The sequence below is a fragment of the Glutamicibacter sp. NPDC087661 genome, from assembly GCF_044743275.1.
Taxonomy (GTDB): domain Bacteria; phylum Actinomycetota; class Actinomycetes; order Actinomycetales; family Micrococcaceae; genus Glutamicibacter.
The window spans coordinates 1,420,100-1,441,748 of sequence record NZ_JBIUWE010000001.1; the positions used below are offsets into that span (position 1 = coordinate 1,420,100).

Below are 21,649 nucleotides of genomic sequence, written 5' to 3' on the forward strand. Positions count from 1 at the left end.
TTGGCTGCTGGCCTGTTGACTTGAAACATCGGCTTCCCGATTGGGCGGTTTCAACGACAGAAAAGGCATCATCATGAGCAACGTTTGGTTCATCACCGGAGCAGCCCGCGGCATGGGCGTCGACCTGGCCAAGGCCGCACTGCATGCAGGCCACCGCGTGGTGGGCACCGCCCGCGACGCCGCCAAGGTCACCGCCGCCCTGGGCGAGCATGAGAACCTCCTGGCCCTCTCGCTGGACGTCACGGATGCCGAAGCATCGGTTGCCGCCGCCCAGGCAGCTGTCGAGCGCTTCGGAAGCATCGATGTCCTGGTGAACAACGCGGGCAACTTCTACGCCGGCTACTTCGAGGAAATCAGCGATCGCCAGATGCGCCAGCAGATGGAAACCAACTTCTTCGGCCCGCTCAATGTCACCCATGCAATCCTGCCGGTCATGCGCCAACAGCGCAGCGGACACGTTTTCACCATCACCTCCGCCGCCGGGCTCATCGGCCAGGAATTCTGCGCCGCCTACGCCGCATCGAAGTTCGCCCTCGAAGGCTGGATGGAGTCCCTGCGCTACGATCTGGAGCCATTCGGCATCCACACCACGATCGTGGAGCCCGGCTTCTTCCGCACCGAGCTGCTGGTCGAGGGAGCGTCTTCCATCTGGCCGGAACTCTCTATCGAGGACTACCAGGAGCGCACCACCGCGACCATCGCCGCCTGGAAGAGCATGAACGGGCAGCAGGGCGGGGATCCCGCCAAGCTCGGCGCGGCTCTGGTCACCTTGGCTGCGCTGGAAACCCCGCCGCTGCGATTCGTTGCCGGAGCCGATGTCGTCGCCGGTGCCGAAGACAAGGCCCGGCTTCTCCTGGCCCAGGTCGAGGCCCACCGCGAGTTGTCCTCCGACATGGCCCTCGAGAACGCCTAAGAACCCATGAAGAAGCCATTGCTCCTTGTTGTCCTTGCCGCCGCGGCCGCGGTCGCTCTCACCGCATGCTCTTCACCTGCCGCCGAGGAAACGCCGGCCACGACCACGCCGGCCACAGCCGCCGCTCCGTCCACCACCACCGCGCCTTCGGCACCCGCCGAGGCTGCGGCCGACGGGACGCCGATCACCATCACGGCCGGCGACGTGGTCCTCACCGCGACCCTCAACGACACCCAGGTGTCGCAGGACTTTATCGCCACCCTCCCTGCAACCTTGCCGTGGTTCCGCAACTACGGCATCGAGTACATCAGCGAGCTTTCGGCACCACTGACCGAAACCGGTCCGTTCTACACGGACGTGCAACCGGGCGACATCGTCTACTACAACCCGGCCGACAGCATCACGATCATCTATGAGGAAACCAGCTCGGTTCCCACCCTGACGAAGATGGGTGAGATCACCTCCGACCTCAGCATCTTCGAGAACCTCCCCGACAACGTGGAAATGACCGTCGAGCTCCAATAAGACCCCCGTGGCCTCGTCCAGACGCGCCAGCCGGCGCGTCTGGACGAACCTGCGCCACACCAAGAACCAAAGGACATCCCACACGTGGATTCATCATTGACCGGCACCACCGCCATCGTCACCGGGGCCAGCAGTGGCATCGGGGCGGCCATCGCCCGAAGCCTCGCCACCCACGGTGCTTCCGTCGTCCTCATCGCCCGACGCAAGGACCGGCTCGATGCCCTGGCCGCCGACATCGAGGCCGCCGGCGGCACCGCCCTGGCCATCGAAGCCGACATCACAGAACGCTCCCAGGCCGAACAAGCGGTCGTCAGGGCGCTGGACAGCTTCGGAAGGCTTGACGTCCTGGTCAACAATGCGGGCCTGATGCTCATCGGCCCGATCGTGGGGGCGGAGATTGACGAGTGGGAGCGGATGATCGCCGTCAACCAGAAGGCCCTGCTCTACATGACCCACGCAGCACTGCCGCACCTCCTGGCCGCCGCTGAGGACGATCTACGTCAGGTCGCCGACATCGTCAACATTTCCTCCCAAGCCGGACGGACCGCCACCAAGGACTTCGGCGTCTACAACATGACCAAGTTCGGGGTTAACGGCTTCACCGAGTCTCTGCGCCAGGAAGTCACCAAGAAGAACGTACGCATCGGCGTGCTCGAACCCGGTGCCGTCGACACGGAACTCATCTCCCACAACACGGAGGAGATCCGCGAGACTCTCAAAACCACGAACCTGGACGCGATCCCCGAACCCCTGCAACCGGAAGACATCGCGGACAGCGTTGTCTTCATGGTGACCCGCCACCGCCGCGCAACCATCGCAGAATTGTGGGCCATGCCCACCTCCCAGGCATAGTCTCCACGGCCGGCACCGAACCCCGAAGAGGAATGCCAACATTGCATCCCCTTCGCCCCCCACATAGAAAGAACGACATCATCATGACTGCATGGTCCACCGAACAGCTCAACACCATCGAAGCCCACGAAGGCTTCTACGTTTCCCCCTACCGCGAAGACGGCATCACCCCCGGCACCCCCACCGAAACCTGGGCACTGGTCATTGACGGCAAGGTCTATGTGCGCGCGGCCAACGGAAAGGACTCACGCTGGTACCAGGCCGCCATCACGCAGAAGGCCGGGCAGGTCCGCGTCGCCGGCGTCAGCTACGATGTCGTTTTCGAGGACGCCGGAACCGACGACGAAGCCCTGATTGATGCGGCCTACGAGGTGAAGTACGGTAACGCCACGGATGCCTTCGCCATCCCCATCATGCAGGGAGAGGTGCCCAAGGCCGCTGCAGTGCGTGTCTCCCTGCGCTAACCAGGGCTCCGGACAAGACCTACCCGTGTCCACTTGATGCCCAACATATTCAATTGAGTCGGGGAAGCGGACCGGGCCATCATGCCACCCCTCACTGACCCACGGCTCCGACCACCCCCGATGCGGCCGGAGCCGCCACGCAAAGGCTGATCGACACAAATGCGCATTCAGCGTCCGCGCACCAGCCAATTGACTGGTCTCAAAAAACAAAAGATTATTGAGACACTCTCCTCAGCCCGGCCATGCCGTCTCAATATTCCGTAACGGCAAGGAGTCCAACCGTCTTATAAAGTCGTCCCAACGTAAAACGTCTTACCTGCTTGCCGTGCAGGGTTTTTGAGCCACACTGGGGCAGGTGAGACATTTGGGATACACGCGCGTGAGCACTTCGAGCCAAGACGCGGCCTTGCAGCTCGATGCCCTGGTTGCTTCAGGGGTGCAGAAGCGCGACGTGTTCGCCGACGTGACTTCCGGCAGCCGCAGCGCGATCGATCGGCCCGGGATGAAGAAGCTGCTGGACTATGCCGAAGCCGGCGACACCGTCGTGGTGTGGCGGGTTGACCGGCTGGGTCGCTCCCTGATCGATGTCTTGAATACCGTGAACCTTTTGCGGGAGCGCGGGATTAATGTCCGCTCCATTTCCGATGGCATCGACCCGGCCACATCGACCGGTCGGATGATGCTGAACATGCTTGCTTCGTTGGCCGAATACGAGCGCGAATTGATCGTTGAACGAGTCAACGCCGGCATTGCCGCCGCCCGGCAATCCGGAACCCGTTTCGGCCGGCCGGTCTCGGACCCGGCGGTGATTGCCGACAAGCTCGCGATCGCCAAAGATGCCCGCACCAGGGGACGCACCGCCGAAGACGCAGCACGCCTGGTTGGCTGGAGCCGCGCAACGTTCTACCGCCACTTGGGCCAAGAGCCCGCATCTTCCAAGAGTCTGTGATCGGCCGTGTCCCTGCGAAGCGAAACGCGCAGGGACGTACCGCTGGGGCAAGACCAGATTGGCAGCAGTACCGAGAAAGCAGGAACTCCTCGTGACTACCTGGCTAAGGCAACAGCACGTTGGGAAATACTGCGGCAACACGTCGAAGACGGAGTGCCGTTGACGGTTCTGGCAGGGGAACACCATATCGGCCTGAGGACACTGCAGCGATGGCACCAGAGCTTCAAGCTCCACGGGAAGCCTGGTCTGGAACCGGTGGCACCGGGCAAGCGCGGACGCCGGATGCCCAGCGAATTCGTGAACCTGGTCGAAGGCCTCGCCCTGGCTCAACCGCCCAGGAGCACGGCGGCCATCCACGAACAAGTCAACAAGTTAGCGCTCCACCAAGGATGGGCACCGGTTTCCTACTCCACCGTCCGCTCGATCGTCGGCGCGATAGATCCGGGGATGATGACGCTGGCGCAGCAAGGTACGGCGGTGTACCGCGATAAATATGAATTGGTCTGGCGCCGCCGCGCCGAACGTCCGAACGCGGTGTGGCTGGCCGATCATACCGAGCTCGACATCCTGGTTTTTGACGCTGGCCACCAGCCGGTCCGACCGTGGCTCACCACGATCATGGATGATTACTCGCGAGCCCTCTGCGGGTACATGCTCTTCACCGGTGCTCCCTCATCCTTGAATACGGCATTGGCGTTGCGTGAGGCGATCTGGCCCAAAAAGACAGCAGATTGGGCGATGTGCGGAATCCCTGATGTGCTCTATGTAGACCACGGAACCGATTTCACGAGCCACCACTTGGCGCAGGCCGCCAGAGACCTGCACTTCGAAATCATTTTCTCCGCTGTGGCCCGGCCGCAGGGCAGGGGAAAGATTGAACGATTCTTCGGCACCCTCAACACCGAACTCTTAGCCCGGCTGCCCGGCTACTTGCACAACGTGCCCGATCCCAAGCCCAAGCTATCGATTGGTGAACTGGATACCGAAATAGGCGCGTTCATCGGGCAGAACTACCACCAGCGCGAGCACCAAGAGATCAAGGAAACACCTCAAAAAGCGTGGCAGGGCAACGGTTGGTTACCGCGTCTGCCTGAAACCATCGATGAACTGAACCTGCTGTTGCTCACGGTCGCCAAGCCACGGATCGTCCACCGCGATGGCGTGCATTTCCAAGGGCTACGCTACATTTCCCCGTTGCTAGCTGCCTACGTCGGAGAATCCGTCATTCTCCGCTATGACCCGCGGGACGTTGCCGAGATCCAGGTCTTTCATCGTGGCCAGCACATCTGCAAAGCCGTGGATCCCGCGCATGAACGATCCATCGTGACGTTCAAGGACATCCAGAAGGCACGCTCCGCACGCAAGCGTCAATTGCGCGGACAAATCAAAGAACGAATCGCCACCGTCGCAGAATTTCTACCGGCCGGGCAACCAGCAACGGAGGTATCCCAGCCTGATCCGGCGGTCCACCGAGCGCAGAAAACGAAGTTGCGCACCTACGCAGAGGACGAATAATGGCCCCCTCAATTTTTATCGCAACAAAGGAGCATCGCCGCTTCACTGAGTTCACCAATGCTGTGCGCCGGCAGCGGACCATCGGGATCTGCTACGGACAAGCTGGAATCGGCAAAACCCTCTCGGCTAAACGCTATGCCAACTGGAGCCCGAAAGCCGCGGCGTTAGTAGAGGAATGGGGTCGCCGGGAGGACAGTGACCTCCAAATCTATAAGGATCTAGCCAAAACGCGGACCGTCTTCTTCACCCCAGGGGTATTGACGACGCCTAAGCAAATCAAAGAAGAGCTCTCACTGATCACTAATCGGACCTCGATCTGCATTCACCAACATCTCGATACTCTAGGCGTCACGAACGGTCCGATGAATCAAGACAAGCATGTGGAGCTGATCATCGTCGACGAGTCGGAACGACTCAACGCCACTGCCTTGGAAGTGCTGCGAGATAGGTATGACAGGAACAATATCGCTCTGATGCTGATTGGGATGCCCGGCATAGAAAAGCAGTTCAGCCGATATCCTCAGCTCTATAGCCGTGTCGGCTTCGCCCATGAATACCGTCCGCTTGCGCAGGATGAAATGCATTTCGTCCTGCAACGAAAGTGGCGTGCCCTCGGCAAAACCCTGGACCTGGAGGACTTCACCGATACGCAAGCTGTCGCGGCGATCGCCCGCATCACGCGCGGTAATTTCCGGCTGATTGATCGGCTCTTCGCACAGATGCAGAGAGTAATGAAGATCAATGAGCTGGACACTATTACCGATGACGTTGTTGAAGCTGCGCGTTCCACGCTCGTTATCGGAATCGGTTGAACCGCCCTGAGTAGCTGCGAGAAAACCGCCAAATCAAGCTAACAGTCACAGCTATGCAGATCTTTGCAGCACATCTTCCACGTGATATCCGCGGCATTCGACGGGACCCACCACAAGTTTCCATCAGGTTCCGTGATCGAAGATGCCGGAACTCTGGCGACCAACGCCACGGATCCCCACATCCAGCTATTTGCGTGGACCTCGGTGGGGTGCGACGGCAGCGTCGAATCAATCACGCCTGTGTTTTGACCTGAAGACATCTTTTTCCTTGCGCTCTCATCTCAGCGAGTTTCGGATATTAAATACACTCCCCATAAATACAGGCTATCTACAATTACCCGGCATGCAGGAGGAAGCAGCGGAATATTTCTCGTGAACAATCCATGACTCCACTTGCCCTCACCCTCAGTGAAATGGCCTATTTCCACGATCGGCAAAAGAGCGCCTGCCGTAGCTCGGCTTCGGTTCGCGAGCGAGCTTGCCCCTGCCGCCCAGCTGGCAAGAGGATAGCGCCGGTCGGGCATCCTTTGCCGACTACAGGGCAACGATGGCCATGCAGGGAATCCGGCATCAGATCGACTGGCTAGCCAGGATTCCAGCTATCGATTGTGTGCTGCAGTACATCCGTTCCGGCGCACCGCAATTGTCCATTTCGAAACATTCCCGTTCCCGGAGAATTCCGCGTGATCTTGCGGATTCCCAGGCCTTCACGGTAATCATTTCCAAAGATTTCCAAAGCCCGCTTGACACCGTTTGAGATTCGGCGCACACTGATCGTATACGATTTGATGTACGAGATGATGTTCGATGAAAGCAGGCCGATCAACGGTGAGCAATATTGTCCCAGTAACCGAAGAGACCTTCGCGCAGGCAGGCAAGATCCTGGCCGTACACCTTAGCTACTCCTCGCGTGCGGCGCAGCGCGGACGCACCCCGAAGTTCCCCAGCTACTTCATGAAGGCCACCAGCTCGCTGGCCGCCAGCGGTTCCACCGTGGAACGCCCAGCTGGCACCGAGCTGCTCGCCTTCGAGGGCGAGATCGCACTGATCATCGGCAAGACCGCTCGCCGCGTCTCGGTAGACGAAGCCTGGGGCTACGTCGGGCAGGTCACCGCATCGAACGACCTCGGCGTGCACGACATGAAGTACGCGGACAAGGGCTCGAACATCCGCTCCAAGTCCGGCGACGGCTACACCCCGGTGGGTCCCAACGCCCTGGATGCTGCCACCTTGGATCCTGCCAAGCTGCGCGTGCAGACCTGGGTCAACGGCAAGCTCGCCCAGGACGCCGACACCTCCGAGCTGCTCTTCTCCTTCGCAACCATCATCGCCGACCTGTCCCAGCAGATGACCCTGCAGCCAGGTGACATGATCCTCACCGGCACCCCGGCCGGCTCCACCGTCTTCTTCCCCGGCGACGTTGTCGAAGTCGAGGTCACCGACCTGGTCTCCGGCGCCACGACCGGCAAGCTGGAGACCACCGCCGTCGAGGGCACCGCGGCCTTCGCCGCTTTCGGCAACCAGCCAAAGGTCACCGACAAGGACAAGGAAGATGCCTACGGCGATCGCGAGACCGCCGGCATGGCCCCGATCATCACCGGCAAGGACGTGCTGACCGACAAGGTCCGTGAGCAGCTGGCTTCGGTGGCTACCGCCACCTTGTCCGCCACCTTGCGCAAGCGCGGCCTGAACAACGTGAATATCGAAGTCCCCGGTGCCACCAAGGGCATGCAGCGCGTGATCGGCACCGCCCGCACCCTGCGCTACATCCCCAACCGCGAGGACCTGTTCAAGGCCCACGGCGGCGGCTACAACATGCAGAAGCAGTCCATCGACTCGCTCAATGACGGCGAGATCCTGGTCATGGAAGCCCGCGGCGAGACCGGCTCGGCCACCCTGGGCGACATCCTGGCCCTGCGCTCCCAGCAGCTCGGCGCCGCCGGCATCATCTCCGATGGCGGCGTACGGGACCTGGACGCCGTGTCCAACCTGCAGATCCCGGTCTTCTACAACGGCGCCCACCCAGCGGTTCTCGGCCGCAAGCACGTGGCCTGGGACAAGGACATCACCGTGGCCTGCGGCGGCGTATCGGTGCAGCCAGGCGATGTGATCGTGGCCGACTCCGATGGCATCGTGGTCATCCCGCCAGCAATGGTGGCCGAGGTGGCCGCTGAAGCCGCGGTGACCGAATCCAATGACGAATTCATCTTCGCCATGGTCCAGCGCGGCCACGGCATCGAGGGCCTGTTCCCGATGAATGATGCGTGGAAGAGCAAGTACAACGCCTGGAAGGACGCAGGCAGCCCGGATCTGGACTCATGGTCGCTGTAATGACCGCCTCCAAGTCCGAAGCCGCCTACCAGCTGGTTTCCGAGCGCATCGTCAACGGGGCATACTCCCCCGGCTACCGGCTGGTGCTGGGCACCATTGCCGATGAGCTGGGCTGCTCCGTGGTTCCGGTGCGCGAGGCGATCCGCCGGCTGGAGGCCGAGGGCCTGGTCCACTTCACCCGCAACGTCGGGGCGACGGTGGCCCACGTGGATTCCACCCTGTACCTGCACACCATGCAGACCCTGATGGTCATCGAGCCGGCCGCTACCGCGCTGGCTGCCGATGCCATGGATGCCGCCTGGCTTGCCAAGGCACGGGCGCTGAACGAGAACATGCGCCAGTGCCTGGAGGATTTCGATCCGGTGGCCTTCACCCGGATGAATACCGAATTCCACCAGCTGCTCTACGGCCAGTGCCCCAATCCGCACATCCTGGACCTGGTCCAGCGCGGATGGCGCCGGCTGGCGGCCATGCGGGCCAGCAGCTTCACCCACATTCCCAACCGGGCTCGCGCTTCGGTTCAGGAACATGAGGCGCTGCTGGATCTGATCGGCAACCATGCCACCCCGGCGCAGATCGAAGCCGCCTGCCGGGACCACCGCTCGAATACGCTCAACGCCTATTTGAAAGCGGCCGGCATGGCACCTAGCGCCATCTAGCCAGCAGCACCGAGAACTTTCATAGATTTGCCACAACCCATCCGGTGAAAACACCGGAACAGCACGAAAGGAACTGCCATGAGCAAGCACTTCGTACCGGAAAACCTTCCGACCCACCTGCAGCACTACATCAACGGCGAATTCGTTGACTCCATCGGCGGAGCAACCTTCGACGTGCAGGAACCGGTAAGCAACACCAACTACGCCACCGTGGCTTCGGCACAGCCTGAAGACGTGGACCTGGCAGTTGCCGCCGCCAACAAGGCCTTCAAGGAAGGCCCTTGGGCCAAGATGCTGCCACGCGAGCGTTCCCGCGTGCTGCACAAGATCGCTGACATCGTCGAGTCCCGCGACGAAGAGCTCTCGCTGCTTGAGTCCTACGACTCCGGCCTGCCGATCACCCAGGCCAAGGGCCAGGCCCGCCGCGCCGCGGAGAACTTCCGCTTCTTCGCCGACCTGATCGTCGCGCAGGTGGATAACTCCTTCCGCGTCCCAGGACGCCAGATGAACTACGTGAACCGCAAGCCCATTGGCGTCGCCGCGCTGATCACCCCGTGGAACGTTCCGTTCATGCAGGAATCCTGGAAGCTGGCTCCGGCCATCGCCACAGGCAACTCGGTGGTCCTCAAGCCTGCCAGCTACACCCCGCTCTCCGCTGGCCTGTGGCCAGAAATCTTCCGCGAAGCCGGCCTGCCAGAGGGCGTCTTCAACCTGATCTTCGGTTCCGGCGGCGTCGCCGGCGACTACCTGGTCAAGCACCCGGATGTGCCACTGGTGTCCTTCACCGGCGACTCTTCCACCGGCGCCACCATCTCCACCGCGGCTGCGCCATTTTTCAAGGGCCTGTCCCTGGAGCTGGGCGGAAAGTCCCCTGCAGTGGTCTTCGCCGACGCTGATCTGGAAGCCGCCCTGGACGCCACCGTCTTCGGCGTGTTCTCGCTGAACGGCGAGCGTTGCACCGCCGGTTCCCGCGTGCTGGTCCAGCGCGATATCTACGATGATTTCGTAGCCAAGTTCGCAGAACGCGCCAAGAACATCCGCGTTGGCCTGCCGAGTGACCCGAAGACCGAAGTCGGTGCACTGGTGCACCCTAACCACTTCGAGAAGGTCATGGGCTACATCGAGATCGGCAAGACCGAAGGCCGCTTGCTGGCCGGCGGCGGCCGCGCCGAAGGCTTCGAAGAGGGCAACTACGTTGCTCCGACCGTCTTCGCCGATGTTGCCCCGGATGCGCAGATCTTCCAGGACGAGATCTTCGGCCCGGTCGTTGCCATCACCCCGTTCGACACCGACGAGGAAGCACTGGAACTGGCCAACAACACCAAGTACGGCCTGGCAGCCTACGTGTGGACTTCCAACCTGAAGCGCGCGCACAACTTCGCGCACCAGATCGATTCGGGCATGGTGTGGCTGAACTCCAACAACGTCCGCGACCTGCGCACCCCATTCGGCGGCGTGAAGGCTTCGGGCCTGGGCCGCGAAGGCGGCTACCGCTCGGTGGACTTCTACACCACCCAGCAGTCCATCCAGATCACCCTGAACGAAGCGCACTCCCCTAAGTTCGGCGTCTAGGAAGCACGCGCTTCCCGCCCCTAGTTTTTCTTGCTTGCAAAGGAGCAAATCATGAGCAAAGAGATCGCAAACCCGATCCCAACCCCTTCGGTTCCAGCACCGGATATCCTGCGCTGCGCCTACGCTGAACTGGTCGTCACCGACCTGGAGCGCTCGCGCAAGTTCTACGTGGACGTACTGGGCCTGCACGTATCCTACGAAGACGAGAACCAGATCTACCTGCGTTCCTTCGAGGAATTCATCCACCACAACCTGGTGCTTACCAAGGGCACGGTGGCAGCACTGAAGGCCATGGCTTTCCGTGTGCGCAGCGCCGAAGAGGTCGACAAGGCCGAGGCCTACTACAAGGAACTGGGCTGCCGCACCGAGCGCCGCAAGGAAGGCTTCGTCAAGGGCATCGGCGATGCACTGCGCGTCGAGGATCCACTGGGCTTCCCGTACGAGTTCTTCTTCGAGACCACCCACGTTGAGCGCCTGCACATGCGCTACGACCTGTACTCGGCCGGCGAACTTGTCCGCCTGGACCACTTCAACCAGGTCACCCCGGATGTGCCGCGCGGCCGCGCCTACCTCGAGGACCTGGGCTTCCGCGTCACCGAGGACATCCAGGACGACGAAGGCACCACCTACGCAGCCTGGATGCACCGCAAGGGCACCGTGCACGACACCGCTTTGACCGGCGGCAACGGCCCGCGCCTGCACCACGTGGCCTTCTCCACCCACGAGAAGCACAACATCATCCAGATCTGCGACAAGATGGGCGCACTGCGCATCTCGGACCGCATCGAGCGCGGCCCCGGCCGCCACGGCGTCTCCAACGCGTTCTACCTGTACATCCTGGATCCAGATGACCACCGCATCGAGATCTACACCCAGGATTACTACACCGGCGATCCGGACAACCCGACCATCACCTGGAACGTGCACGACAACCAGCGCCGCGACTGGTGGGGCAACCCGGTTGTTCCATCTTGGTACACCGAAGCTTCCAAGGTCCTGGACCTGGATGGCAACGTGCAGGAAGTCATCGAGCGCACCGATGACTCCGAGCTGGAAGTCACCATTGGCGCCGACGGCTTCTCCTTCACCCGTGCCGGTGACGAAGACGGCTCGTACCATGGCCAGGCTTCCAAGGGCTTCAAGCTGGGCAACCAGCTCTAAGCCAGGCAAGCTCTTCTAGACCCAGAGCTTGGCAGCTTCCCTGAGCTGCAACACAAGAATCCCGGGACATCAGCGAATTTCTTCGCCGATGCCCCGGGATTCTGCTTTTATTGGCCACGCTAATTCCTAGTCCATCGGCGAGACCCTGATCAGGTTGCCATCTGGATCCGCGGCAACAAAGGTCCTGCCAAAGACTTCGTCGTAAGGTTCTTGCACGATGCGCACTCCCTTGGCGGACCATTGGCGGCAAGTTTCGTCAACGTCACCGCCGGAGCCGGGGACCATCAAACCCACCTCGCTGGTGCGCGGGGTTTCCGGGACCGCATCTTCATTCTTGCCGGACCACACAGCGAAGCTCACCTGCTCGCTGAGGGCGAATGCCACATAGCGCGGCGAGACGAAGACGGGATCCATATCGAACAAATCGCCATAGAATTCGGCAGCTTTCCGGGCATCCTTGACATAAACGAGGAACAGGTTCGGGCGGGGCATCGGGGACTCCTGGGATCAATGAATTAGTGGACATTAGCAGTCCACCAGAAAATCACGACAGAACATGTCTTCTTTTCTGGGATACTTGGAGGTCATGAAAGCTTCCAGGCTGTTGCACCTGCTCTTGCTGTTGCAGACTCGTCAGCGCATCAGCTCCTCGGAACTGTCCCAGACGCTGGAGGTCTCGCGACGGACCATCCTGCGCGATGTCGAAGCGCTGTCCATGGCTGGCGTCCCTGTCTACGCCGAGCGCGGGCGCCACGGAGGAATCGCCTTGCTGCCGGGCTCCCGATTGAATCTGGCCCATCTGGAGCCGCCGGAGCTGGAAGCCTTGTCCGTGGCGGGGCTCGATGAACGGCATTTGGAACTTCTGGGCTTGCGGGACGCACATGCTACGGCGGCGCGCAAGGTCGCGCTGAAGCAGGACGCAGCTCCAGCGGCCCATCCCCGGGCTACGTTGGCCGATATTGTCATGGTGGATAGTTCTGCCTGGCTGTCGGGCCGGAGCCTGCTGGTCGATATCGCGGATCTGGCAACCGCGTTGCGGCTTCGGCGCCAGCTGCGCATCAAGTATCGGCGCAGTACCGAGGCGCACCCAGCGTTCCTGCTCGTGGATCCCTATGGACTCGTGGCCAAGTCCGGTCGCTGGTATCTCGTCGCCGAACAGCAAGGTGAGCAGCGGCTGTTCTCGTTGGAGCGGCTCTACTCATTCGAAATCCTGCAGGCGCCGGCAAACTTGCAGGTCGATGCCACCCTGCGCACGGTGTGGCTCTCGCTCAAGGAACGCACAGAGGCACCCGGGGACGTGATGATCACGGCCCGCCTGCGTGCAACTCGACTGGATTTGGCCCGGCGAATCTTGGGCGAGCGTCTCCGGGACGTGGACGCAGCCGAAGGAGGGTGGTACCCGATCACTATCGTGTTCCGGCAAATCCAAGACGTGCGCCAACTGCTCCAATTTGCCGACCATATCCACGTAACTGGTCCCCCAGCGGCACGTGACATGATTCGCGCGCTGGCCACCGATCTGGTTTCGCGCCATCAGGATCCATCCGCCGCACCGGTGCCCCGAGAGCCGGATCGCTCGTGATCGTCGCGAGCGCGCAAAGGCCGGCAACCGCTGCGGTTGCCGGCCTTGTGCTTCCTGCGCTGCTTCACCAGTGGCGGGGTCAGCGCACCGCCCGGAAACGGAAGGCGGAGCCCAGCGCCGCGATGCTCACGATGGCCAGCACCGCCAGGTAGTAGCCCGGGGCAATCGGCTGGCCAGTGGCCTCGATCAGGAAGGCGCAAATCATCGGGGTGAATCCGCCGAAAATCGCCACAGAGGTGTTGTAGCTGAAGGACAGGCCCGTGGCCCGCGACGAATCGCTGAAGACATCAGCCATAACCGACGGCAGCGCACCGAAGTACAAAGCCTTGAGCAATCCCAGGATGACCATTACGACCGCGAGGACCAGGAAGGTCTTGCCCGCAATCAACCAGAGGAACAGCGGGATGGTCAGCAGCATGATCGCCAGCGCGGCGGGAATCATGATGCGCAATCGTCCGAAGCGGTCCGAAAGGTGGCCCACCACTGGCGTGGCGAAGGTCAAGATCGCCCCGGAGATAATCAGCGAGGAGAAGGAAACGGTAGGGCTCATGCCCAATTGGCTGATGCCGAAAGTCGGCATGTACTGCAGCACGAAGTTCAGCGCTGTCGAAATAGCCAGCGCTCCGCCGGCGATGAACACCGAGGCCTTGTTCGAGCGGAACAGCTCGCGCACCGGGGCATGCACCGCGTTCTTGGCGCTGTGCCGATCCCCCGGGGCCGCTTCGGGCAGCGGCGCTTCATCGACGTGGCGACGGATCCACCAGCCGGCAGGGCCCACCAGCAGACCGATGAAGAACGGTATGCGCCAGGCCCAGTCGTTCATCTGCTCCGTCGTGAAGATACTGGTCAAAGCGACCACCGTGATGGCAGCCATCATCGCGCCCAGGCCTTGGCTTGCGAACTGGAAGCTGCCCAGGAATCCCTTGCGCCCCTTGTCCTGCGCCAAGAGGTACGAGGTGGCGGCACCGAACTCGCCACCGGCGGAGAAGCCCTGGATGAGCCGCCCCAGGATGATCCCCAGCGGAGCGAAGATGCCGATGGTGTCGTAGCCCGGCAGCAGTGCAATGATCGCCGTACCCACTACCATCAGCCTGATAGTGAGGATCAACCCCTTTTTCAAGCCCTTGCGGTCCGCATAGGATCCGAGTACAAGTCCACCTAGAGGGCGGATCAGGTAGGAGATACCGAAGACCGCAAAAGCCTGGATGACCTCTACTGCCGGATTTTCCGAGGGGAAGAAGTTGTGGCCGATATAGATTGCCAACAGCGCATAGATGGCCATGTCGTACCACTCCAGCGCATTGCCAATGGTGGCTGCGGCGATACCGCGAGCGGTGGACTGGCGTCGGGCCGGCGCTGTCTGGTCTTTAACTGGTAATTGCTGATTTTCCATGCTGGAGTCCTAGATCTTCTCGCTGCTAGCCGCTACCGTGCGCGGCAAGGTCGTGTTCGTTGCCAGGTCATGGAAGAGCCCGCACATCATTTTCAGTCCTTGGCGCAGCACCGGCTCCAGGGCGTGCTCGTTGGGCCCGTGCTGCTGGCACCCCGGATAGGAATGCGGGACCCACAAGGTCGGCAGGCCAAGCGTCGATTCGAAGACCGCATTGGGCAGCGAACCGCCGATATTGGGCAAGACCACCGCGGGCACGCCGGTGCTCCGCTGGATGGACTCGCTGGCCCAGCGCACCCAAGGGTTGTCGGGGTTGGTCCTGCTGGCCGGGAAGCACTGTCCCATGGCCAGCTGCACCATCGGGTAGCCGGCCTCGTCCAGTGCTCGCCGGATCGCCGCTTCCAGCCCCGCCAGATCCGTTCCAACGACGAAGCGCAGTTGCAGGACCGCCCGGGCCTCACCCGGGATGGCATTGACCGGCCGGGCGACGTCGGCCGATTGCAGCGCGATCACCTCCAGGGTATTCCAGGCGTAGAGCCGTTCTGCCGCGCTCAGCCTGGTGTCGCCCCAGCCGTCGGCCAATTGCGGGTCCTGCGCTCCTCCGCCCACCTGCACCGATTGGAGCGCTTGGCGCACCGAGTCGGGCAGTTCGTCGGGAAGCAGCCCTGGTACTTGGATACGCCCATGCCCATCGACCAGTGCACCGATCGCGCCAGCCAGCGTGGTTGCGGGGTTGCGCAGCAGGCCGCCCCAATTCCCTGAATGATAGCCGCCCGCGCGCAGCGGAATGCTGAGTTCGAAGGTCGCCCCACCCCGTGCGCCAAGGAATATCGTGGGTTCCTGGGCTGACAATCTGGGGCCGTCCGAGGCGATGAAGAGATCTGCGGCGAGTTCTTCGCGGTGCGCCGCGGCGTATTCATCCAGCTGCGGGGACCCGATTTCCTCGCCGGCTTCGAACAGGAAGACCGCGTTGAATCCCAATTCCCCGCGCTGGGCCAGCAGCATCTCGAAGGCCTTGAGGTTCACCAGGTGCTGGCCCTTGTTATCCGCCGCGCCGCGTCCGTACCAGCGCTCGCCCTGGGCATCCAGCACGAAAGGATCGCGCCCCTGCTCCCATTGCCCCGCTTGGCCGTCAACCACATCGGCATGCCCGTAGCACAGCACCGTAGTGTAATCCCGATGTTCTGTGCGAACCGCGCGCAGGAAAGAATTGCCCGATCCCCGCCAGTCCAGATCAAGCCGCACAGTAAAGCCCATGCCTTCGAGCCTCGATCGTAAGTTCTTATCCAGATATGAGTTCGTTGCAACCCTCTGGCTGGGGTCGGTGCTGACTGTCGGGCAGGCAACCAGCTCGGACAAGTCCTCGAACAGCTCCCCCGAGTCGACATACTTGTCCGCAGCTACTAGCAAATCTTCTCTATTCGGCATGATTTCTCCCCGCTCGGCGTGTTGTACTGTAGATCACATTAGGAGATGGGCGCGACGGGAACCAGTGCCGTTTCGTGCATCAGGTTTGAGTTAAATGCAAAATGCTGATCGAACGGGAACAAGAGAATGCAAACATTGCCAACGGCGCTGCGCTACTTCCATGAGGTGGCTAGCACGGGATCTATTTCCGATGCCGCCGAATCGCAACATGTTTCCGCGTCGGCGATCAGCCGGCAGATCAGCCAGCTCGAACGCCACGTCGGCGCGGCAATTTTCCGCCGCCATGCCCGCGGCATGGAATTGACCGATGCCGGGGTGCTGCTGCTGGCCCATACCCGCCGCATGCTCTCCGAAGGCGAGCAACTGGCTCAGGATCTGAGCGAGCTCTCCTCGGGGGCTTCACGAGTCATCGAGGTGGCCAGCTCGGAAGGACTTGCTGCCTCGGTGACTCCTCGCGCCGTCTCCGCGTTCTGCAAGGAACATCCCGAGGTGACGGTTCACCTGAGCGTCTTGCCCTCGGCCGAGGCCACCAGGCAGGTTATCGAAGGCACTGCGGATCTCGCGACGATCTTTGCCCTGGGCCCGCAGCGCCATGTAACCGTCGAGCATTCCTGCCCAGCTCCGGCTTATGCCGTGGTTTGCGCCGACCACCCCCTGGCTGAGCGGACGCAGCTGTCGCTGGCCGAGCTCTGCGAGTACCCGATGTCCATGCCGGCCAAGGGCATCACCCAGCGCGAGCTTTTTGACATCGCCACCTCCATGGCCGGACTCACGCCGAAGATCGCGCTAACTACCGATCACATCAATCCGGCCATGGAGTTCGCGCGTTCCGGCGCGGGGGTGACCTTGCTCAGCCGCTTCGCTCGTCGCGATGGGCTGAGCCAAGGGCTGAGGTTCATCCCGATTGACCATCCGGCTCTGGCCGAACGCAGCGCACAGATCCTCACCATGCCGCGACGCCGGCAACCAGCCTTGGTCAGTGCGCTGATCCAGCAGATCACGGCCCTGATGCAGGAATACTGATCCGGGAAGAAGACGGCCTCGCCGCAGGGGCCGGCATGGGATTCTACTGGCCGAACAGCGGCCCCAGCTAATGGGTGGCGGTGCGGCACGGAGGCAGTCGCATGTACCGTGATGGCCCCTCCGAGGGATCGCTGATTGCCGGAGGCTTCACTCGTCGGGTGCACCCGGGATTCGAACGGCGAGTATTTGCGCAGGCGGAGCCGAGCGAGCGCCGGAAGCGTTCGGACCAGTCGTGGTTGACGGCGCTCTTCCTGATCGTGATGACGTGCTTTCCTAGGTGCCTTTCGAGCAACTGTCTGCCCAATTGATGGAGGGGCTTCCGTGCCGGAACACAAGCCGGGGGCAGTGACCCGCGAGCTCGTATCATTGCCGGCAGGCAGCTCGGCGCTGGACACGGTGGCACGGACTCCCACCTGCCATTCAGCGCGTTCAGCCCCGGGCTGTGCCCCGTTCCCGCACGGCCTTGCGCCAGCCGTCAACGATATCCCAGCCAATGCCGGCCGCGATTCCGCACCCGAGCAGCACGGCGAGAATGCGGAAGATGCCGCCATTGCCAGCGGCCTGTGCGTTTCCGGCGGCGAACCCGTCGCCTCCGGCAACCGCAACGAACGAGAGGAATTCCGGGTTGACGAGCTCGCCGCGCAACAGCAGGATCAGCGCCCAGGCCGCGAAGGCCAAGGCGAGCACGGTGTTCAGCACCGCCATGGCAGTTGTCCAACGACGCAGGCGGAACAGCGCGACGGCGAAGACGGCCTCGAGGATGATCAGTGCGAACAGGATGCCGATCCACCACGGCCACAGCCCCGGGCTGAGGATCGGGATCGGTTCACCGCCTGTGGGGAAGAATCCTCGGACCAGGTCCCATACCACCGCGCCGGCGGCGATGCCCAGGAATACCAGCGACGCGATCAACTCGCTGCGGCCCGCGCCATCCTCGGGAATTTCCGGCAGCTGGTCGACATCCCACTTCACGCCAGTGGCCGCGCCGGTGCGCTCGAGCACGACGAACACGAGCGTGGTCCAGAAGCCCACGTGCACGATGATCTGCAGTCCGACGGTAAGCGACTGGACGATGCTTTCGCCCACGTCCTGTCCAGAGACCAGCAAACCCAGCGCCATTGCTCCTGCCACGCAGAGCGGCACAATCCACAGCAGCAGTTTCAACAGGCGCCACCAAGCCAGGTAGTACTTCGGCCCGATCAGGTGCAGCGGCCGGTCTGCGTAGCCGGCGGCGAGGATGCCGGGGTCGCCGAGTTCGGCCAGGACTCGGCGTTCCGCCTGCTGCGCGGCTTCGCCTTGGGCTACGCGCGCCTCGATGGCGTCGGCAATGGAGGCTTCGAGTTCGGCGCGGATGTCGTTCCGCATCCCGGGCTCGAGGCTGCGGATCGTGGCCGAGATGTAGCGTTCGGTCAATGTGGCAGTCATGTCAGTGCTCCTCTTCGGTGAGCGAGGCGATCGCCGTTGCCAGTGATCGCCATTCCGTGGTCAACGTGTCGGCAAGACGGATACCGTCAGGCGAGGTTCGGTAGAACTTGCGTGGCCTGGCCTCCTCGGTGTTCCACTCGCTGGTGAGGTAACCCTGCTTCTCCAGACGCCGCAGCAGCGGATACAAGGTGTTGGCATCGGTGGAGAAACCGTGGTCGTCGAGCTGCTCCAGCAGGCTGTAGCCGTATCCTGCACTGCGCAGCAGCTGCAGGCAAGCGAGCACAACGGTGCCGCGTCGCAGCTCTTGCAGTTGGGTGTCGAACTCTTCCATGCCGCTCACATTACCGTGCGCCACACACTATCGTCAATCACACATTACTGTCACAAGATGAGAACGGGTGTTCAATGCTATTCGTTGCAGAACTGGGGGCTGCAGCCGGAAGTGAGCGGTGGCGCTGAGCCCGCACAAGCAAACCAGCAAGTAACGCATCGCGTAGCGGCAGGACTGGCGACTGGACTGGAGTGCCAAGATCAGTTGAATTCCAGCGCAGCGTGGTCCATAGTCGGCAGTGGCCGCGCTTTTCCAGCCCGGCCCATCGCCCATCGCCTTTTGATAACTGCGAATTTGCCGCAACAGGCTAACCTCCAGCCACGGCGGCCTTCCGCGCACTGCGCGCGGGAGAATAGCAAAAGCCAGCGGCCGGCAGCACCTCGAGCCGCCCGGACATTGAAGAAAACGGCTCCGGCGGAAAAGGGCCAGCCTCGCCCGGCAGCAATTGGCTGAACGGCTTTGCGGCTACCTGCCGTCCCTGAGCAGGGCCACATCGGAGACCATTTCTATATGCTCGCCCATCGCGGCGGCGGCACCCGTGGAATCGCCGCGGCGAATCGCATCGGCGATTTTCAGGTGCGACTCCAGCGAACGCTCCGGGCGTCCCGGCTGCCCCAACGATTCGATGCGGGTTTCGAGCACCATCTCGGCGATAAACGTCATGAGTTTTTGCAAAACCGCTGATTTTGCTGCAACGGTAATTGCCTCGTGGAAAAGCTCATCACCGCGCTCGCCGCGGCCACCCTCGCCAATTTCCGCGGCCATCACCTCCAGCGCGTGATCGATTTTGCGCAGGTCCGCCTCGGTGCGGCGTGCGGCAGCCAGCGCGGCCAGCTTGACCTCCAAGGTACTGCGCGCCTCGACGATATCCGGCAACCGGTTCTTGTGCTCGCGCAGTTCGCGCAGCACCGTGGCGACGCTCGGACGGTGCACGAGCACCGCGCCGGTTCCATGCTGCACGTCGATCACCCCGAGTACTTCCAACGCCACCAGGGCCTGGGCCAGGGTCGCTCGCGAGACGCCGAGCTGTTCTGCCAGCTCGCGCTCGGCCGGCAGATGGTCGCCGGGCCCCAACTGCTCTGCTTCGACAAAAGCCAGGATCTGCTGCATCAACTGCTCATAGAGCCGAGGGCGTTGCACCTTCGCGAACGCCCTGGCCTTCTTGGCTTCAGCCACAACCACTCCCCACCTGAAAATGTGTTCTTCCTCAAACTTACACCGAAAATTACCTTGACAAGACACCGAGAGTCTAGGAGGCTAGGCCAGTGAGCCAGTGACACCCGTCACACCAAAACCATTCAGTGCAAAGCCTCCCGAAAAGGATTTCCCATGTCTGTCGCACTCGTCTCCATCATCGTCTTGGCGGTGATGTTCATAATTGCCACGATGTTCCCGATCAACATGGGAGCCTTGGCCTTCGTTGGCGCCTTCCTGCTCGGCACGATATTCCTCGGCATGGATGCCAAGGACATTCTCGCCAGCTTCCCCGGAGGGCTGTTCTTGACCCTGGTCGGGGTCACCTACCTCTTCGCCATAGCCCAGAACAATGGCACCATCGACATCCTGGTTGACCGGGCGGTGAAACTTGTCGACAACCGGATCTCGCTGATCCCCTGGGTCATGTTCGCCATCACCGCAGCCATTACCGCCATCGGCGCCCTGGGCCCGGCAGCGGTGGCGATCATCGCCCCGATCGGCCTGCGCTTCGCGCAGAAATACGAGATCAACCCGCTCATGATGGGCATGCTCATCGTGCACGGCGCGCAAGCCGGCGGCTTCTCCCCGATCGCCGTCTACGGCGTGATCGTCAATGGGCTGATCCAGGAAGCCGGGTTCGCCTTCAGCCCCACCGCCCTGTTCCTCACCAGCTTCGCCTTCAACCTGGTGATCGCCATCGTGCTGTTCCTGGTCCTGGGCGGGCGCAAACTGGCTGGCCAGCGGGCCAGCGCCATCGCCGAACGCGTTGCCGAGGCCCGCCTGTCGGTCTCCGTGGGCTCGCAGGCAGCCGATGTCGATTTCAAGGGAAGCGGCTCGGGAACCTACGGTCCCCGCGATCCTGCCGGCGACGGCGCCGCGCCGCATGCCCCGGGCCAGCGCTTCGGCCAGGCAATGACCATCCTCGGCCTGGTCGCCCTGGCCGTGATCGCATTGGGCTTCAAGGTCGACGTCGGCTTCGTTTCGATCACCATCGCTGTCGTCCTGGCCTTGGTCAACCCCGCTGCCCAGAAGGGGGCGGTCAACAAGATCAGCTGGTCCACGGTCCTGCTCATCTGCGGCATGCTCACTTTCGTCGGAGTCCTGGAGGAAGCCGGCACCATCGAATACGCTTCGAACGCCGTGGCGACCCTGGGAGCACCGCTGCTTGCGGGCTTGCTCATCTGCTACATCGGCGCCGTTGTCTCGGCTTTCGCATCATCCACTGCCATCCTGGCCGCGCTCATCCCGCTGGCGATCCCGTTCCTGGGCTCGGGCTCGATCAGCGCTACCGGATTGATCTGCGCGCTGGCCATCGCCTCTACCATCGTGGATGTCTCGCCCTTCTCCACCAACGGCGCCCTGGTCCTTGCCAACGCCCCGGAAGGCACCGACAAGGACCGCTTCTACAAGCAGGTCCTGGGCTACGGCGGCATCATCGTCCTGGCCGGCCCTGTCCTGGCCTGGGCGCTGCTGGTCTTGCCCGGCTGGCTGTAGGCACCAGCGGAACCGCCAATCTTTCC

The 21,649-nt window shown here is 62.4% G+C and carries 20 protein-coding genes; 14 read left to right on the plus strand and 6 right to left on the minus strand.

Annotated features, from left to right (window positions below; all coding sequences use genetic code 11):
- Positions 1-73 precede the first annotated feature (73 nt).
- The 11 genes from ACIOTN_RS06630 to hpaD all read left to right on the plus strand — a co-directional run bounded on the left by ACIOTN_RS06630 (position 74) and on the right by hpaD (position 11,753).
- Positions 74-913: an SDR family NAD(P)-dependent oxidoreductase gene (locus tag ACIOTN_RS06630; RefSeq protein ID WP_402734965.1), complete on the plus strand. Its 840-nt coding sequence runs from the start codon at positions 74-76 to the stop codon at positions 911-913.
- 6 nt (positions 914-919) lie between these two features.
- Entirely contained in the window at positions 920-1,438 is a 519-nt protein-coding gene (locus tag ACIOTN_RS06635; protein WP_402473829.1) for a cyclophilin-like fold protein, read from the plus strand.
- Positions 1,439-1,522: 84 nt separating this feature from the next.
- On the plus strand, positions 1,523-2,290 hold the full coding sequence (locus ACIOTN_RS06640) for an SDR family NAD(P)-dependent oxidoreductase (RefSeq protein WP_402473828.1): 768 nt from the start codon (positions 1,523-1,525) through the stop codon (positions 2,288-2,290).
- A gap of 83 nt (positions 2,291-2,373) precedes the next feature.
- Complete coding sequence (locus tag ACIOTN_RS06645; RefSeq protein ID WP_402473827.1) at positions 2,374-2,754, plus strand: DUF2255 family protein; 381 nt, start codon at positions 2,374-2,376, stop codon at positions 2,752-2,754.
- Between the two features lie 355 nt (positions 2,755-3,109).
- Positions 3,110-3,703 carry a recombinase family protein gene (locus ACIOTN_RS06650; protein WP_402734966.1) on the plus strand — a complete coding sequence of 198 codons (594 nt, stop codon included), beginning with the start codon at positions 3,110-3,112 and terminating at the stop codon, positions 3,701-3,703.
- 6 nt (positions 3,704-3,709) lie between these two features.
- Positions 3,710-5,218 (plus strand): Mu transposase C-terminal domain-containing protein, encoded by a 1,509-nt coding sequence (locus tag ACIOTN_RS06655; RefSeq protein WP_402734967.1) that lies wholly within the window; start codon positions 3,710-3,712, stop codon positions 5,216-5,218.
- Entirely contained in the window at positions 5,218-6,030 is an 813-nt protein-coding gene (locus tag ACIOTN_RS06660; protein WP_402734968.1) for an AAA family ATPase, read from the plus strand. The genes ACIOTN_RS06655 and ACIOTN_RS06660 overlap by 1 nt, the downstream gene beginning before the upstream one ends.
- 807 nt (positions 6,031-6,837) lie before the next feature.
- Positions 6,838-8,361, plus strand: coding sequence for a fumarylacetoacetate hydrolase family protein (locus ACIOTN_RS06665; RefSeq protein WP_181148971.1), 1,524 nt, complete (start codon positions 6,838-6,840; stop codon positions 8,359-8,361).
- Positions 8,361-9,020 (plus strand): GntR family transcriptional regulator, encoded by a 660-nt coding sequence (locus ACIOTN_RS06670; RefSeq protein WP_105658033.1) that lies wholly within the window; start codon positions 8,361-8,363, stop codon positions 9,018-9,020. The genes ACIOTN_RS06665 and ACIOTN_RS06670 overlap by 1 nt, the downstream gene beginning before the upstream one ends.
- A gap of 78 nt (positions 9,021-9,098) precedes the next feature.
- On the plus strand, positions 9,099-10,592 hold the full coding sequence (gene hpaE, locus ACIOTN_RS06675) for a 5-carboxymethyl-2-hydroxymuconate semialdehyde dehydrogenase (RefSeq protein ID WP_105658032.1): 1,494 nt from the start codon (positions 9,099-9,101) through the stop codon (positions 10,590-10,592).
- Positions 10,593-10,655: 63 nt separating this feature from the next.
- A complete protein-coding gene (gene hpaD, locus ACIOTN_RS06680; protein ID WP_402734991.1) occupies positions 10,656-11,753 on the plus strand; it encodes a 3,4-dihydroxyphenylacetate 2,3-dioxygenase in 1,098 nt (365 codons plus the stop codon).
- A 126-nt stretch (positions 11,754-11,879) separates the two neighbouring features.
- Here hpaD and ACIOTN_RS06685 read toward each other — a convergent pair whose 3' ends face one another.
- Positions 11,880-12,245 carry a VOC family protein gene (locus ACIOTN_RS06685; RefSeq protein ID WP_105658031.1) on the minus strand — a complete coding sequence of 122 codons (366 nt, stop codon included), beginning with the start codon at positions 12,243-12,245 and terminating at the stop codon, positions 11,880-11,882.
- Positions 12,246-12,339: 94 nt separating this feature from the next.
- Here ACIOTN_RS06685 and ACIOTN_RS06690 point away from each other — a divergent pair, with 94 nt between their 5' ends.
- On the plus strand, positions 12,340-13,335 hold the full coding sequence (locus ACIOTN_RS06690) for a YafY family protein (RefSeq protein ID WP_105658030.1): 996 nt from the start codon (positions 12,340-12,342) through the stop codon (positions 13,333-13,335).
- A gap of 79 nt (positions 13,336-13,414) precedes the next feature.
- Here the strand turns inward: ACIOTN_RS06690 and ACIOTN_RS06695 are convergent, their stop codons facing one another.
- Together ACIOTN_RS06695 and ACIOTN_RS06700 are read right to left on the minus strand one after the other, a co-directional pair.
- A complete protein-coding gene (locus ACIOTN_RS06695; RefSeq protein ID WP_402734969.1) occupies positions 13,415-14,728 on the minus strand; it encodes an MFS transporter in 1,314 nt (437 codons plus the stop codon).
- Positions 14,729-14,737: 9 nt separating this feature from the next.
- Entirely contained in the window at positions 14,738-16,153 is a 1,416-nt protein-coding gene (locus ACIOTN_RS06700) for a M20 family metallopeptidase (protein ID WP_105658028.1), read from the minus strand.
- Between the two features lie 126 nt (positions 16,154-16,279).
- Between ACIOTN_RS06700 and ACIOTN_RS06705 the strand changes: the two genes are divergently transcribed.
- Complete coding sequence (locus tag ACIOTN_RS06705; RefSeq protein ID WP_105658027.1) at positions 16,280-17,176, plus strand: LysR family transcriptional regulator; 897 nt, start codon at positions 16,280-16,282, stop codon at positions 17,174-17,176.
- Between the two features lie 429 nt (positions 17,177-17,605).
- Here the strand turns inward: ACIOTN_RS06705 and ACIOTN_RS06710 are convergent, their stop codons facing one another.
- The 3 genes from ACIOTN_RS06710 to ACIOTN_RS06720 all read right to left on the minus strand — a co-directional run bounded on the left by ACIOTN_RS06710 (position 17,606) and on the right by ACIOTN_RS06720 (position 20,108).
- Positions 17,606-18,601 carry a permease prefix domain 1-containing protein gene (locus tag ACIOTN_RS06710; RefSeq protein ID WP_105661071.1) on the minus strand — a complete coding sequence of 332 codons (996 nt, stop codon included), beginning with the start codon at positions 18,599-18,601 and terminating at the stop codon, positions 17,606-17,608.
- Between the two features lies 1 nt (position 18,602).
- Positions 18,603-18,932 (minus strand): PadR family transcriptional regulator, encoded by a 330-nt coding sequence (locus tag ACIOTN_RS06715; protein WP_105658025.1) that lies wholly within the window; start codon positions 18,930-18,932, stop codon positions 18,603-18,605.
- A gap of 465 nt (positions 18,933-19,397) precedes the next feature.
- Positions 19,398-20,108, minus strand: coding sequence for a FadR/GntR family transcriptional regulator (locus ACIOTN_RS06720; protein ID WP_402734970.1), 711 nt, complete (start codon positions 20,106-20,108; stop codon positions 19,398-19,400).
- 153 nt (positions 20,109-20,261) lie between these two features.
- Between ACIOTN_RS06720 and ACIOTN_RS06725 the strand changes: the two genes are divergently transcribed.
- Entirely contained in the window at positions 20,262-21,623 is a 1,362-nt protein-coding gene (locus tag ACIOTN_RS06725) for an SLC13 family permease (RefSeq protein ID WP_105658024.1), read from the plus strand.
- The last annotated feature ends 26 nt before the right edge of the window (positions 21,624-21,649 follow it).